This window comes from Paenibacillus sp. FSL R10-2778, from assembly GCF_038593035.1.
Lineage (GTDB): Bacteria > Bacillota > Bacilli > Paenibacillales > Paenibacillaceae > Paenibacillus_AQ > Paenibacillus_AQ odorifer.
Map to the genome: position 1 here is coordinate 230,122 of NZ_CP151956.1, position 16,631 is coordinate 246,752.

The 16,631-nt window shown below is 43.0% G+C and carries 10 protein-coding genes and 1 tRNA gene; 9 read left to right on the top strand and 2 right to left on the bottom strand.

Features of this window, described 5'->3' with window-relative positions:
* Nucleotides 1-29: 29 nt before the first annotated feature.
* The gene (gene guaD, locus NST40_RS01120; protein ID WP_342410332.1) at nt 30-1,394 is read right to left on the bottom strand and encodes a guanine deaminase; all 1,365 of its coding nucleotides are present in this window, start codon (nt 1,392-1,394) and stop codon (nt 30-32) included.
* Nucleotides 1,395-1,705: 311 nt separating this feature from the next.
* Between guaD and NST40_RS01125 the strand changes: the two genes are divergently transcribed.
* From NST40_RS01125 to NST40_RS01155, 7 genes are all read left to right on the top strand, one after another.
* Nucleotides 1,706-1,894: a hypothetical protein gene (locus NST40_RS01125; protein ID WP_036687195.1), complete on the top strand. Its 189-nt coding sequence runs from the start codon at nt 1,706-1,708 to the stop codon at nt 1,892-1,894.
* 87 nt (nt 1,895-1,981) lie between these two features.
* Nucleotides 1,982-2,704 (top strand): GntR family transcriptional regulator, encoded by a 723-nt coding sequence (locus NST40_RS01130; RefSeq protein ID WP_076126926.1) that lies wholly within the window; start codon nt 1,982-1,984, stop codon nt 2,702-2,704.
* 293 nt (nt 2,705-2,997) lie between these two features.
* Nucleotides 2,998-5,379, top strand: a complete 2,382-nt coding sequence (locus NST40_RS01135; RefSeq protein ID WP_175618986.1) for a phosphoketolase family protein — start codon at nt 2,998-3,000, stop codon at nt 5,377-5,379.
* 160 nt (nt 5,380-5,539) lie between these two features.
* Nucleotides 5,540-7,735 carry an ABC transporter ATP-binding protein gene (locus NST40_RS01140; protein ID WP_076282639.1) on the top strand — a complete coding sequence of 732 codons (2,196 nt, stop codon included), beginning with the start codon at nt 5,540-5,542 and terminating at the stop codon, nt 7,733-7,735.
* On the top strand, nt 7,728-8,261 hold the full coding sequence (locus NST40_RS01145) for a DUF1854 domain-containing protein (RefSeq protein WP_076275906.1): 534 nt from the start codon (nt 7,728-7,730) through the stop codon (nt 8,259-8,261). The genes NST40_RS01140 and NST40_RS01145 overlap by 8 nt, the downstream gene beginning before the upstream one ends.
* Nucleotides 8,262-8,414: 153 nt before the next feature.
* Nucleotides 8,415-9,737, top strand: coding sequence for an MFS transporter (locus tag NST40_RS01150; RefSeq protein WP_342410333.1), 1,323 nt, complete (start codon nt 8,415-8,417; stop codon nt 9,735-9,737).
* Nucleotides 9,709-10,623 (top strand): polysaccharide deacetylase family protein, encoded by a 915-nt coding sequence (locus tag NST40_RS01155; RefSeq protein ID WP_076275908.1) that lies wholly within the window; start codon nt 9,709-9,711, stop codon nt 10,621-10,623. The genes NST40_RS01150 and NST40_RS01155 overlap by 29 nt, the downstream gene beginning before the upstream one ends.
* Before the next feature lie 36 nt (nt 10,624-10,659).
* Here the strand turns inward: NST40_RS01155 and NST40_RS01160 are convergent, their stop codons facing one another.
* Nucleotides 10,660-11,097 (bottom strand): hypothetical protein, encoded by a 438-nt coding sequence (locus NST40_RS01160; RefSeq protein ID WP_076126935.1) that lies wholly within the window; start codon nt 11,095-11,097, stop codon nt 10,660-10,662.
* Nucleotides 11,098-11,913: 816 nt separating this feature from the next.
* Here NST40_RS01160 and NST40_RS01165 point away from each other — a divergent pair.
* A complete protein-coding gene (locus NST40_RS01165; protein WP_342410334.1) occupies nt 11,914-16,248 on the top strand; it encodes a bifunctional 2',3'-cyclic-nucleotide 2'-phosphodiesterase/3'-nucleotidase in 4,335 nt (1,444 codons plus the stop codon).
* 227 nt (nt 16,249-16,475) lie between these two features.
* A tRNA-Leu gene (locus NST40_RS01170) sits at nt 16,476-16,559 on the top strand.
* Nucleotides 16,560-16,631 lie beyond the last annotated feature (72 nt).

A 16,631-nucleotide genomic window follows, 5' to 3' on the forward strand; every position in this document is an offset into this window, starting at 1 on the left:
CACCTTAAGTTTTCTAGTTTAATTAATCTTTAACGCGAATGAACTTTTTCACCCTGTACCCAGACTTCACGGATATTTTCAGGTCTAGCCAGATACATTATCTTTTGAAAAATATCTTGCAAATCTTCATTCTCATCAAAGACGGGCAATTTCGCCGAGTGTACTTTCGTATCGATTATTTGAACATCCCATGCATAACCTTCTAGTAACCGGCCGATAGGTAAGCTTAAGCTTTCTCCGCCGCCAGCGGTAGCAAGATAAAAGGATTCATGGATCGTAATTCGTGATCCCGGTACTCCGCGGTTTTGTGCAGAAAGTGAGGGATTCACACCATCCTCCAGCATTCTTGAAGACATTACGGCTTGTCTAATGTTGTCGAAGAGACTAGGTGAAAAACCTCCGGAAATATCAGAGCCTAAACCAATCTCAACGCCTTTGGCATGGAAGTCAGCGATCGGAATGACACTATTGGCAAAATACGCATTGGATATCGGACAATGCGCAATAGCTGTTCCTGTCTCTGCAAACAAATTCACATCATTTTCATCTAAAAAATTACAATGAGCCATGACAGATTTATCACTGAGCAGACCAAAATCATGCAAGGCAAAAGCATCGTTCTTCTGGAACCGTTCTTGCACATAACCATGTGCCCAATCACTTTCACTACAGTGCGATTGCACATACGTATCATATTTAGCGGCAAGTTCTCCCAAGCCTTGTAAAGCCTCATTAGTGCAGCTTGGAATGAACCTTGGTGTCACTACTGGATAAACGCCTTGTTTAGTAGATTTAGCGAGTTCTTGTACAGCTAGTATAAATTCTTCCGTATCCACTAGTGCGGTGTGGGTGTCGGAGTCGCGGTAATTCTCAGGATTTCCCTGCGGATCGTCCATAACCACTTTTCCAACGAGTCCACGTTGTCCTTTTTCCGCACATATTTTAGCCAATAATAGACTGGCCTCTTTATGCACCGTTGCAAAATAAAGTGCTGTAGTGGTTCCGTTTGCGAGCAAAGTACCAACCACGTCATCGTAGACTTTTTTTGCAAAAGCCAGGTCCGAGAATTTAGACTCCAGTGGGAAGGTATAAGTATTTAGCCAATCATAGAGCGGGATATCTAATGCAGTTCCAGATTGAGCCCATTGTGGCGCGTGGACATGCAGATCGATAAAGCCGGGCAAAAAATACTGGCCCTCGGCTAATACATGAAAATTGTCCTGACCTTGATAAGCATCAAGCAAGGGTTGATAGTCGGCGTGCTCCGGTGCAACGATCATTTCTATCATCCCATCCGAATTGATACAGAAGAGATGATCCTTTAAAATTTGAATTTCTTTTGGGGATAGGCTAGAAAATGAAGTGCCTAGGAATATTCGCATATAATTTCTCATGATTTCCGCCTTAATGTTCGTCTTTTGGTGTGCATTCGTTATTATAATCCGTGAAAAAGGATAAGTCCAGACCAAAAGTCGAATAAAGGCGTAATTGACAGATAGGAGGAGCTGAGGAATTGAAAGCGAATATGACGCATAGACGTCACGTTCGCTAGGCTAGAATACAGAAAAAGATAGAGGGAAGTAAAAAATGCTGATCGGCTTCGATTTCTTTACGGTTATAGGAAATGAATGCGGTTACTATCTTGTGATATAATAGATGAAATCGATCAATAGTTTGAGAAAATTGGATTAGGAGTGTTGCCTGGATGAGAAGATACAACATTTGGCGCCCGTTGATGTTAATTATTGTTGCTGTACTTACAAAAAGCTTGGTCACTAACCTATGCATTTTGTTTGGTATGCAGGCTGAATCAGCAAGTAGTATGGGGACGCTGGGCATGGTCATTGCCGGTTTAGTGATGTACAATCGCATGACAAATCGCCGACGTAAATAAGCTGGCCGGATAGATTATAAACGTCTGGTTATTATGTTATAGTAAAGATTGAAATAAAACTTGTATCGACCTGAAAAGGAGTACTTCATGACACAGTTTGTCTACAAACAAATTATTGATGACTTAAAAATGAAAATTTTTGCTGGGCAGTTTCCCGATATGAAATTACCGGATGAACGAACGCTTAGTGAAACTTATCAAGTGAGTCGTAGTTCTATTAAAAGTGCTCTGACTAAAATGGCAAATGCCGGCATTATTTTTAAAAAGCGTGGCTCAGGGACATTTATAAATCCTTTATACATAAAAAATGAATCTATTTTTAACTACGAAGGCTCTAATTTAGGTGTCACCGACAATTTTCAAATGAATGGGAAGAAGCCAAAGATTAAAGTTTTGAAATTTGAGGTCATTCCACCAACGGAAGAACTACAGCGGGATCTGTTTTTAGGCCCTCATGATTTTGTTTACAAAATCATTCGCTTACGTCTTTTTGATGATGAACCCTTTATGATTGAAACGGGTTATATCCCAATCAAAATCGTGCAGAATTTAAATCAGACCATTATTGAAGGATCTATCTTTAATTATTTGGAGGATTCACGAAATCTGGCGGTAACCAAATCCTTTTTATCGATATCCGCAGAACCCTCTGAGGCTACGGATCAAGAGCTGCTGCATTTGCAGGCAAATGAGCCAGTAAGCATTATGGAAGGGATTTTCTTTTTAGATAATGGCACGCCATTTGAATTCTCCCATATGCGCTTCCACTATAAATACTTAAAATTTAATACCTTTGTGTCCGTTCATTAAAAGTAAGACTGGGGAATTTTTCTCGGTCTTATTTTTTTTATTTTGCGCAAAATAGAAGAAGGACAAGTAGCAAATACCCCCGCAAACTTCAGTCCATATTTTTACATATATATTAATATTGACGTATTTTTACAGACAATTGACACTGTTTTTCATACTATGTTCATATTTTCACAAAATTGGACCGTATCATTTGTTGAAAAGGTTGAATTAATTTTTCGCGGCGGTATGATGTACTTGTGGAAGAAATTACGGCAATGTAGACACAGAAAAAATTTTGGGGAGTGGAAGAAATGGTATTATCCATGGATGTTGATTACTCATCAAAAACTTATTTAGAGAAGCTTGATGCATACTGGCGCGCAACTAACTACATCTCTGTAGGTCAACTGTATTTGAAAGATAATCCGTTGTTAAGAGAACCGCTGAAAGAAGCAGACGTAAAGATTAAGCCCATTGGACACTGGGGAACTATTCCAGGCCAGAACTTTATTTATGCCCATTTGAATCGGGTCATTACTAAATATGATTTGAATATGTTCTACATCGAGGGCCCTGGTCATGGCGGTCAGGTTATGGTTTCGAACTCCTATCTCGATGGTAGCTATACTGAAATTTATCCGGAAATCACACAAGATATCCCAGGCCTGAAGAAATTGTTCAAACAATTCTCTTTCCCAGGTGGAGTTGCTTCCCATGCTGCCCCTGAAACACCTGGATCGATCCACGAAGGTGGCGAATTAGGTTATTCTCTATCCCATGGTGTAGGTGCAATTCTGGATAATCCAGATTTGATCTCCGCTGTTGTTATTGGTGATGGAGAGGCTGAAACTGGCCCATTAGCGGCTTCATGGTTCTCCAACCGGTTCATCAATCCAGTTACTGATGGTGCAGTTCTGCCGATCTTGCACTTAAATGGTTTCAAAATCAGTAACCCAACGATTCTGTCTCGTCAATCCAAAGAAGAAATTACTGCATACTTTAAAGGTATGGGTTGGGAACCGTTCTTCGTTGAAGGCGAAAATCCTGATCTAATGCATCCGGAAATGGCTAAGGTGCTTGATACCATCGTTGAAAGAATTGAAGCGATTCAAAAGAATGCACGTGACAACAATGACCTGACGCGTCCGGTTTGGCCAATGTTGGTCTTCCGTTCTCCTAAGGGCTGGACGGGTCCAAAGCAATGGGATGGTGTTCCGAATGAGAACTCTTTCCGTGCCCATCAGGTGCCGATTCCAGTGGATCAAAAAAATATGAAGCATGCTCCGGCGTTATTGGAGTGGATGAACAGCTATAGACCAGAAGAATTATTTGATGACAATGGTCGTCTGAACGCTGAACTTGCTGAGATTCTGCCAACTGGCGACAGACGTATGGGAATGAACCCAGTTACTAATGCTGGCAACCAAATTAAAGATCTAAACTTACCGAATTTCCGTAAGTTCGCACTTGATAATTCCAAACCAGGTGAAGTAATAGCACAAGATATGGCCGTTCTGGGTAAATACATGAAAGATGTTATCTCTCTGAACGAAGAGAACCGCAATTTCAGAATTTTCGGACCGGATGAAACAATGTCCAATCGTCTGGGACCTGTCTTTGAAGTGACGAAACGTCAATGGTTGGATCAAGTGATTGAGCCGAATGACGAATTCCTAGCTTCTTATGGCCGTGTTATCGATTCCCAATTGTCTGAACATCAGGCAGAAGGTTTGCTTGAAGGTTACGTATTGACAGGTCGCCATGGTTTCTTTGCAAGCTATGAAGCTTTCTTGCGTGTCGTGGATTCGATGATTACTCAGCATTTCAAATGGCTGCGTAAAGCAACAGATCAAAGCTGGCGTGCTGATATTCCATCATTGAATGTGGTAGCAACTTCAACTGTATTCCAACAAGACCACAATGGTTACACTCACCAAGATCCAGGTTTGCTAGGTCACTTGGCTGATAAAAAACCAGAATTTATCCGTGAGTATTTGCCGGCTGATGCCAACTCCTTGCTGGCTGTTTTTGACACCGTCTTAAATGACCGTCAAAAAATTAACTTGATTGTTTCTTCCAAACATCCTCGTCCACAATGGTTCAGTGCGGATGAAGCACAAGAGCTGGTGGATAAAGGACTGAAGATTATTGACTGGGCAAGCACCGATCAAGGTGGAGAGCCTGATGTTGTCTTTGCTTCTGCAGGTACAGAACCAACTATCGAAAGCTTGGCTGCCATCTCTATCCTGCATGAAAAACTGCCGAACCTTAAAATTAGATATATCAACGTGGTAGACTTGTTGAAACTGAGAAGTCAAAAATTAGATCCGCGTGGCTTATCTGACGAAGAGTTTGATCAATTTTTCACAAAAGATAAACCAGTTATCTTCGCTTTCCATGGATATGAAGGTCTGATTAAAGACTTGTTCTTTGATCGCCATAACCATAACCTGCACGTACACGGATACCGCGAGAATGGCGATATCACAACACCATTCGATATGCGCGTATTGAATCAAATGGACCGCTTTGACTTGGCGAAGGAAGCTGTTCTGAGCTTGCCTAATGCTAACGACTATAAAGCGATCGCAGATGAAATGGATGCTATCGTTAAGAAACATCACCAATTCATTCGTGAAGAGGGTATTGATTTGCCAGAAGTAGAGAACTGGGTATGGAAAGCTTTGAAATAAGCGTATAGCCAGTACCATAGGAAGTAATACAAAAAGACACCTTTAGAGGTGTCTTTTTATTTGTTTAAATAACCATACAAAACAATTATAATCATTTTTTCATCTTTACCACTGTAAATATATGTGAGTAAATAGGTGGGTAAAGAAAGGGGAGAAATGTATGACATCTATTGATAAACTTCCCAAGTCTATAGAAATACAGCTTACAGAACAACCTTTATTTCACTCTGTATCCGATTTAATGAAAGATGGGCAATTCGGTGAGCAGTGGCTTGTATTGACTGAGAAGGAGATTTCCGTTTGGGGAACGGACGGGAAACTGGTCTCAAAGCTTCTAGTCTCGAATATTACTGATGCCCGGGTAGTAGGCGGGGTAGGCGGCGGATCGTTGCTTGTGGATACCCAAGAGGGGCCTATTATACTTATACGTTATACAGCATCACTTACCTCTATATTTGGTTTTGCTTCTAAATTAATTGGCGCTGTAGCTAAAGGCGAGGAACGGCCAACCGCTTCTGAAAAAGAGTTTCCAAGGAATTGTCCAAAATGCCGCAATCCACTGCCGGAAGATTCGCAAGCTTGTCCGGTGTGCAAGAGTAACGGCAAGGTTCTATTTCGGATGCTGAGCTATGCCAAGCCTTATAAGATCCAAATGATCGCTGCGGCGATTATGTTGATTTTTACTACATTGGTAGAGCTTGTTCCACCTTTTTTGACGAAGATGATCGTTGATAATGTGTTGACAGAAAAGGATATGGGCTCAACGCTTCTATGGATTGTGATCGGGCTAGCAGCCACATCCCTAGTAATTACTTTAATGCAGACTGTACGTGGACTTATAGGGGTATGGATTGGTTCCAAAATCATGGGTGATCTTCGTCATGATGTGTATCATTCCTTGATGAAATTATCTTTATCTTTTTTCGACCGAAGACAATCTTCGCAATTTATTGGACGGGTGAATAATGATTCAGAGGCGATGCGGCAATTTATGACTGACGGTGTAATCTGGGTCTCGGGTGAATTGCTGCGGGTAATCGCTATTTTCACTATTATGTTCAGTATGGATTGGAAGCTAACGCTGCTTGCTATGCTGCCTATGCCGCTTATGGTGGTGCTGTCGACAGTGTTATGGCCGATGATTGGCAGACGTTGGTACCAGCAGTGGAGATCTATTTTTAGATTAAACGCTTTGGTTGGCGATTCTTTGCAGGGGATTCGTGTAGTCAAAGCATTCGGTCAGGAAACAACAGAGATGTCACGTTATACAGTCGCCAATAAGGAGCTGGTTCGGCATAATATTCGGATCGAAGGCTTATGGCAGGGGATGTTTCCTGCTTTTGCGTTGGTTGCTGGTGTAGGTACGTTATTAATTTGGTTTTATGGCGGGAAAACGGTGCTACAGGGCCAATTATCCATCGGTACGCTAATCGCTTTGGTGACCTACCTTGGGATGCTTCTCGGACCTTTGCAGTGGGTGAGCCAAATGATCAACTGGGCCAGCCATGCGATTTCAGCAGCAGATCGGGTCTTTGAAATTATGGATACACCGTCAGATGTGCCTGATACTGTGAATCCAGCAGCCATCGGCCGCGTAAACGGTGAGGTTGAGTTTAAGCGGGTTACTTATGGATACGAAAAACATCATCCTGTGCTCAAGAATGTGAATTTAAAAGTGGGTGCGGGCGAGATGATTGGTCTGGTCGGACATTCAGGTGCCGGTAAGTCGACATTCATTAATATGATCTGTCGCTTCTATGACACAGATGAGGGAACCATTACCATCGATGGTGTGGACATCCGAAATATCAGCCAGTCAGATCTGCGTAGTCAGATCGGTGTAGTGCTGCAGGAGACGTTTCTATTCGACGGAACGATTGCTGAGAATATTGCCTATTCTAAACCGGACGCTACGGAATTAGAAATCATGCGCGCTGCAAAAATTGCCAACGCCCATGATTTTATCGTTCAATTGCCGGATGGCTATGATACAAGAGTTGGGGAACGTGGGCATAAATTGTCCGGTGGAGAGAAGCAGCGAGTGTCTATTGCCCGAGCAATAATTCACGATCCGCGAATTCTAATCCTAGATGAAGCAACAGCTTCTGTAGATACAGTGACCGAGCGGCAAATTCAAGAAGCGATCTCGCGACTGGTAAAAGGCAGAACGACATTCGCGATTGCCCATCGATTATCCACGCTAAGAAATGCGAACCGTCTTGTAGTGCTTGAACGCGGGAAGATCATTGAAGTGGGTACACATGAGGAATTGCTTGCTGCAGAAGGTGCTTACTTCAAGCTAGTTGAGGCACAGAAGGAAATGTCGCAGATTAAGGGGGTTGAGATGCATGAGTGATCCGAATCTTGTTAACGGGGAATTGAATCCTAAAGATCCCTATGAGATTAACATTCTTGAACCGGGTGCAATCTCTTTTAGCCGCAGTCAAGGTGGCGTGTTTCAAGGAGTAGTGGAGGGTCAAGTCTATGAGGAATTAATTCTTTTTCGTATATTTCCATTCCAATATACCACGGAGTATATTTCAGTTCGTAACTCCAAGAGTGAGGAGATCGGGGTCATTCGTGACATTGATCAGCTCGATGAAGAAAGTCGGGTGGAAGTGGACACAGAGCTCCGGCTGCGGTATTTTCTTCCGGTTGTAACCCGCATTGATTCTATTAAGCAAAAAGCGGATATGTGGATTTGGGAGCTGCAAACGAATCTGGGCCAGACCCGGATCGTTATGCGGAACCTGCACGAGCATATGCAGTATCCAAGTCATAAACGAATCATTCTTACGGATATCAATGGAAAAAGATGCGAAATCCGTGATTATCTAGCCCTGGATGTTCAGAGCCGAAACAAGCTGAAGGATGTTTTATAGTCTAGTTATGTAAAAGCTCCGCAGCCATTTGTTGATGGTCTGCGGGGCCTCTTTTTTTATCCGTAGTTTCTGCTAAGGAAAAATTTGATGGCGTTCTCTCTTCGGTATGGTAATATATTACAACCGGATCTTTACCATAGGGGAGGTATGTGAGTGAAGCATAAATGGATCAATTCGCCGTACACCTTTGCTTTAGGGATGTTTGCGATGATGGTTCCCAGTCAGGCATTTAGTTCATTTTACAGTTACTTTTATGTTGAAAAATTAGGATTGGGCATTGGACTTGCTACATTAGCCAGAACCATCTTTCTGATCTGGGATGCGGTAAACAATCCGTTATTCGGCTATTGGTCAGATCGCACAGATACTCGTTTGGGTCGACGCAGACCATGGGTGTTTGGCTCAATTCCGTTATTCATGCTGGCATTTGTACTGGTTTTCTCCCCTCCCGGCGGATTATCTGAAAATGGATTGTTCACTTGGTTTCTAGTCACACTTATTTTCTATGAGGCTGTCGCCACTGTGTTGTGGGTGAATTATGGAGCGTTACTCCCGGAGCTCTTCCGTGGAGACCGTATTCGGGCAAAAGCCTCCGCGATTCAGCAAGGTTATCAAGTTGTAGCTTTGTTAATCGGTACTGCCTTAACCCCAATTATTTTTGCAGCTATTGGTTTCTCTAATATGGCTATAGTGTATGCCTGTCTCTTTGGAGTGTTTATGTTTTTATGTATGATGAATGTCCAAGAAAAGAAGGAGCCCACAGAGCAGGAACCCTTGAAGTTGATTCCGGCTTTTCGGGAGACCATTCGGAATAAAAAGTTTTGGGTGTTTAATATTTCGAACTCTTTTGCCCAAACGGTGAATGGACTTGTAAGCTCGATGATTCCTTTTTATGCAAAATATGTACTTCATATCTCAGAGGCTCAGGTATCGATTTTACTTGCAGCTGTTTTTGTTTCGGTCATTCCATTAGTATTCGTGTGGTACTGGATGATTCGTAAGATGGACGGGGTTAAGGCGTGGCGGTTATCACTGATCTTATATGCGTTATCGGTAATTCCGTTATGGTTTGGTTATGATCTCTTAAGTGGTGTGGCTGCTGGCGTAGTTGTCGGTTTCGGATTAGCCGGATTTCTAGTGACCCCAGCAATAGTAGGTGGCAAGATTATTGATGAGGATGCGGAAAAAACAGGTCTGAGAAGAGAAGGAATCTACACGTCTGTAAGCGGATTCATTACTCGTTCAAGCGGGTTAATCTCTGCGTTAGCTTTTTTCATTGTAGGTATGATCTTTGGCTATCAAGGCGGCGATGATCCAGGGTCCGTTCCTGAAGCGACATTTAGGTATTTAATAAGTGTGGTGCCATTATGTCTGTTGGCCATAGCTGTTGTCATATCCTTCACAATGAAATTTACATTTATGGACTCTTTGAGAGGTGAGGCTGACTATGAACAAAAAATTAATCATCAATTGTGATGATTTTGGGCAAAGTCCCCCCATGAATCAGGCGATTAAACATCTGCTGGAAGAGGAAAAGGTATCCTCAGCAACGATTATGGCGGTGGCCCCTGGGTTTGAGGAGGCCGCTGCATGGTGTAGTCGCAGGCAACAACGGAATGTGGGACTTCACTTGACGATGACTAGTGAATTTGAGGCTTTGCGCTGGGCGAGCCTGACGGGAGAGACTTCTCTTCATGACGAGAGCGGACATCAATATAGGACGGTAAAAGAGTTCGAACAGGGGGCGCAGACAAAAGCCGTACTAAAGGAGATAGATGCGCAGTACGAGCGAGTAAAACAGTCGGGAATAGTGATTAGCCATGTAGACAACCACATGGGTAGTTTATACGGAGTGGAAACAGGACGCAGCTTGCTACCGCAGACGTTGTGGAAAATTTCGCGCTGGGGATTGCCCTCACGATTCTTCAGATACATCCATGCTGAGGATCCGCTTTTGGCATCGCTGAAAAATATTGAACGACCAGTTGCCCTTGGAGCAGGGCTGGCGGATACGTTTGGGGTGCCGATTCCCGACTATTTGCTATCGCATCCTTTTGGTGTAGAGGAAGGCGAGACGTATGAAAGTTTTAAAAGATCTATTATTGCTAAGCTGTATTCGTTGCCGGATGGCGTTAGTGAGACCTATATTCATCCCGGGATAGACGATCCATGGATGCAAGCAAATATTCCGCACTGGAGTAAGCGAGTTTGGGAGTATAAGTTGCCCTTTGATGATGATTTTACCTATGCCCTCAGTGATGCTAAGGTTGAATTGACCAATTATCGTTATGTACAGGAGCATCTAAAACATCCACGGTTAAGATCTGCAGCCAGATTGTTAAAGAACCTGATAAGATTATGAGCAAAAATAAAAGACACCTTGAGGGGTGTCTTTTGATTATCCCATTAATCCTTTTAGCCCGTTAAGGAAGGGGGAAATAGATTTAATCATATTGTAGCCCATCTTCATAACCGGCATAGTTTTTTGTACCATTCCAATAAAGTTGCCGATTCCCCCGAACCCGCCAAATCCGCCAAAACCACCGCCTCCAGAACTGGCAGCCCCTGCTCCTGCGGAGCCTAGAGCGCCTCCACCCATTCCGAAAAGTGAGCCGAATAAGGGCATTAATCCTGATACGTTTGCTTTCCGGGAGCGGGAAGAAGAGTGTTTTTTTGATTTTCTGTGTTTGTTTTTACGTGGTTTGGAAAGGGTCAGTCCATTCTTATCGAGGCCGGTTATCCATCCTATATACGTACGTCCATCATGTAACGTAATGCACACGGGTCTACCTTTCAGCTGTTCAGCACGTTTGCGAATCTTCGTTGTATTTGCCATTTGTGGATCACCTCATTGGTCTATTTACTTCTATATTACTCAGATATTTTTGTGTTGCTTGTGCTAGTTCATCATAAAAAAATATTTGGGTGAAAGAGCTACCACTTGTGTTGATGCCCATAATAATTCATTACACTCATATAATTTAATGTGCGATAAATAAATTATGGAGGGGTGAAAACTTGATATCAGCATGGATTGGGAGTATTACTTTTTTGGGAGCAGTGATTCTTTATATACTGCTGTCTCTGGGATTGCCTTATGGGGAATTTGCAATGGGAGGAAGACATAGAATTATGCCTTCACAAATGAGAGTCGCGTGTGGAGTTTCAGTAGTGATACAGCTAGTTGCCATCCTGTACTTATTGCAGGCAGGGAATGTGATCTCTATTGGATTACCTTTTGATAGAAGGGTATGTTATTTTTTTGCCGTCTATTTAATGCTTAATACTATAATGAACTTATTGTCGAGGAGCATGAAAGAAAAACTTGTGATGACACCCTTATCTTTAATAACTGCAATCTGTTTTGGGATTACTGCTATGAATGGGTAAAAAGTAGTGCCGGACATAGATTCGACTTTTCTAGACTTTATATAGGATTGTTTTTAGGACACATCTGGTGAAGATGTGTTCTTTTTGCATCTATTGACTCTTGACCTATAAAAACGGATTCATAAGTCTAGGTCTTTCTTCTTATGTTATTATATTTAACATTGTTTTATATTATTTTTACAATTATATGATAATTGGTTATGTTTGTGTGATATAATATCACAGAAATTATGTGAAAATGATAGGGAGGACTAATATTATTATGGGATGGAAGACACGATGGAATAAGCCGCTTGCGTCCGTGCTGGCAACTGCTGTGCTATCAGCGCAGGTAATAGGCGGAGTCGTTCTGGGCACAGTTTGGAGTCCAGACAAGGTAGCTGCTTCACCCGCATCTGGAGCAAAGGTTGAGCTCCGGTTAATGAGCACAACAGACGTACACACCAATGTGTATGGCTGGGATTATTTTAAGAATGCGGCATCGGTAACTGTCGGTCTTGACCGCACAGCAAGCTTGGTGAAGAAAGCTAGAAGCGAAAAATCCAATACCCTCCTGCTTGACAATGGGGATCTGATTCAAGGAACTCCGTTAGGTACTTACGTGGCGAAAAAATCGGAACTTAAAGATCCAACTGAGATTCATCCGATGATTGCGGCCATGAATGCTATAGGATATGACGCTGCGACTTTTGGGAATCATGAATTCAATTATGGATTGGAATTTTTAGATCGTACTATAAATGGTAGTGATGGACATGAGGATACAACAGGTGCAAATTTTGATTATGTGAATGCAAATATATATAAAAAAGATGGCTCGAATGCCTTTACTCCTTATGTCATTCTCAATGAGAAATTAAAGGATAGTAATGGTCAAGAACATACGATTAAAGTCGGCCTGATAGGCCTGGTTACTCCACAGATTATGGAGTGGGACAAGGTTAATCTGGAAGGCAAAGTTACCGTTGAAGATATTGCAGCAACGGCTACGAAGTTTGTCCCAGAAATGAAAGCTGAAGGAGCAGATGTCATTGTCGCTATGGCCCATACTGGGTTTGACATCAATGCTGTTGAGGGTGATGGCTCTGAGAACGACATTAATGCGCTGAGTAAGGTTGCAGGTATTGATGCAATCACGTTCTCTCATACGCATAAGGTATTCCCGACTGGAAAAGACGATACCCTGGATGGTTTGTTCAAGGACCCTGTTACTGACAAGCCATATAATAACGAGAAAGCAGTAATTGATAATGTGAATGGCCACATTAACGGTACGCCTGCTGTACAAGCTGGTTACGGCGGTGCTTATTTGGGTCTAATTGATCTGGATATTGTACAAGGTGATAAAGGCTGGACGGTAGATAAGGAAAGCTCAAAAGCTTCAGCACTTTCCATTTACAAGACGGTGAACAAGGTTAACATTCCTACTGTTGAGCCTGACCCGACTGTAGATGCTGTGGTTGCAGCAGCGCATAATGCTACTATTGCTTATACTGAACAAAAACTGGGCGTTACGACGGCTCCAATGAACAGTTACTTCGCAATGGTTCAAGATGATCCTACCGTCCAACTTGTTACGTACGCACAGAAATGGTACGTACAGAACTATATTGATGTCAATGTTCCTCAATATAAAGATCTGCCAATTCTAAGCGTGGGTGCTCCTTTTAAAGCAGGGCGTAACGGTCCAGAAGAATACACTAGTATTGATGAAGGGAACTTGACTATTCGTAGCGCAAGCGACCTTTATCTATATGACAACACGCTTAAAGCAATCAAGGTTAAGGGTTCTGTTGTAAAAGAATGGCTGGAAATGAGTGCGGGCGCATTTAACCGCATCAAACCAGGGATCTCGACTCCGCAGTCTCTGTTGAATACGAAATTTTCAGTTTTTAACTTCGATGTAATCGATGGGGTTCAATATAAAATTGATGTGACGAAAAACGCGAAGTACAATCCGGATGGTACGATTAATGATGCTTCTTCGAGTCGTGTAACGGATGTCACTTACAATGATCAACCTTTAGATCTAGATCAGGATTTCATTGTTGTTACTAATAATTACCGCGCAAGTGGTGGCGGGAACTTCCCAGGTGTTAAAGGTGCAGAGCTGGTTGTAGACTCTCAAGATGAGAATCGTCAGGTTCTGATGGACTACATCAGTGAAGCTGGTACGATTGATCCAACTGCTGATGGTAACTGGTCCTTGGCACCCATCAAAGGCAATGTGAATGTTACATTTACAACAACACCTAAAGCGGCAAATGTACTCCCAGCGAACATTTCCGATACTGGACAGCAAGATAATAAGGGCTTTGGAATTTTCAAGCTAGATCTAAATGTGAAGACACCTGCACCGACGGAAGATGTGGAGGTTCACCTTCTTGGAATTAATGACTTCCACGGTCAACTCGACACTGTTTCTACAGTGAACAATAAGTCTGTAGGCACAGCAGCCTATCTCGCGACTTATTTGAAAGCAACTCGTGCAAAATATGAGAACTCATTACTCTTCCATAATGGTGACTCCGTTGGAGCATCCGCTCCAGTTTCATCCCTTGAGCGCGATGAGCCGACTCATGCTTGGATGAACATGATGAAATTTGATGTGGGTTCTCTTGGTAATCACGAATTTGACCAAGGTGTTGATGCACTGATGACACAGCTTTATGGCGGTGTCGACCCTAAGGATAATAAAGTTAACCATGCTGGATCTGATTTTGATTATGTTAATGCGAATGCAGTGGATGCCAAAACTGGCGAGCCAATTATTAATCCTTATGTAATCAAAGAAGTAGGCGGTGTGAAGATCGGCTTTATTGGTCTGGTAACGAAATCCACACCAAGCAAGGTAGCACCTTCCGGTACGGCTGGCGTGCATTTCCTTACGCCTGATGAGGAAGTGGCGGCTGTTGAGAAATACGCTAAGGAACTTCAATCTAAAGGTGTTGAGACGATTATCGTGCTTGCACATGATCCTGCAACAACCAAAGATGGTGTGACTACAGGTGAAGCGGCTGATCTAGCCAATGCGCTTCCTGCGGAATCCCCTGTTGATGTTATCGTTGCTGGTGATAACCATGCACTTGCAAATGGAACAGTAAACGGCAAGCTGATTGTACAAGCTTATTCTTACGGTACAGCATTTGAGGATATCAAGTTGATCATTGATCCTAAAACAGGTGATGTGAAGGACAAGTCTGCTGTGGTAACTTCCACCTTCCATGATGGGGTAACCCCAGATCCGGAAAGTGTGGCACTGGTTAATGCTTACCTTGAGAAGCATCCTGAGCTCACTCAACCAGTGGGTACAACGGACGGAACTATCACTCGTACCGATGCTTACAATAATGAGGCTGCACTTGGTAATCTGATTGCTGACTCTATGCGTAATGCTGACTTCGGCGATGGTGCAAAAGCTGCCGATTTCGCCTTTATGAATCCAGGCGGTATCCGTGCGGACCTTCCGAAAGGTCCTGTAACCTTCGGCGATCTGGCTAAAATTCAGCCATTCGGCAACACGCTTGTGAAGCTGACACTAACCGGAGCGCAAATCAAAACATTGCTGCAACAGCAATGGAATTTAAAAGCTGATGGAACACCAGATATCAAAACGCTGCAAATTTCCGGACTGAAATATACAGCGAATATGTATCTGCCAGTAGCCGATCGTATTGCGAGCCTCACACTAACTGATGGAACACCAATTAATCCTACGCAGAAATATACAGCAGTAGTAAATAACTTTATGGCTGCGGGTGGAGATAACTACAAGGTTCTGACTCAAGCTAGTGATTCATTGGCTGGACCTATTGATTTGGACGTGTTCTACGACTACATTGTAAAAACGTTTAATGGCAAAGAGATTAAAGCAGCCATTGAAGGTCGTATTATTAATAAATTAAAGGCTGATTCGGGATCAGGCAGTGGCAGCGGAGGCGGTTCTACCGGTGTAACTCCAACGCCTACTCCAACCGCGAAACCAACAGCAACACCAGCACCATCAACAGCGCCAACGGCAACACCTGCACCAACTACTGCGCCAGCAGCAAACTTCAAGGATCTGGGCAAGGTAGCTTGGGCGCAAGAAGCTATTGAAGCATTGGCTGCTAAGGGCATTCTGAAAGGTCTGGATGCAAATACTTTTGCGCCAACCAAAACAGTGACTAGAGCAGAGTTCGTTACGATGCTGGTACGCGCACTGAATCTTACGGGTTCAGCAACAACCAGTTCATTCAATGATGTTAAACAAGGAGTTTGGTACACGGATTCTATCGCCCTTGCGGTGAAGGCTGGACTTGTACAAGGCTCTGGAAATGGCAAATTTGAACCGGGTCGTGAAGTGACTCGTGAAGAGATGGCCATTATGGTTGCTAACGCACTGAAAGACAAACTACAGCCGATTGATAAAAATGCAGCATTGGGTAAGTTTGCAGACAAATCCAGTATTGCTCCTTATGCACAAGAGGCTATCGCACAGCTAACTCAATTGGGAATCGTCAACGGTGTTGATGGTGGGAAATTTGCACCTAAGGGTATAGCTAATCGCGCTCAAGCAGCGGTTATCATCTATCGCATGCTTGGACAAGCATCATAATTCTATTGTTCTAACTAAAAGTGTATCGATGATCCTCTTGAGGGCATCGATACACTTTTTTAAAATATAAGAAAGTATAAGTGACACCAATACTCTTATAGTCTTCCCTTAAACGCTTACTGCCCTTACAAGGACACCGAAGACGCTTTTACTTGTTAAATTTGTTGTTGCTCTTTCTGTGAAATCATGTTAACTTATATTCTGCACTGTATTTTTTTATATCTTGTGCGGTCGTGGCGGAATTGGCAGACGCGCACGGTTCAGGTCCGTGTGGGCTAACCCCCGTGGAGGTTCGAGTCCTCTCGACCGCATACCTAAGTGCATATAAACAGGCAATACTTTTGAATCGCTCTTCAACCTGAAGAGCCTTTTTCTATTTATAC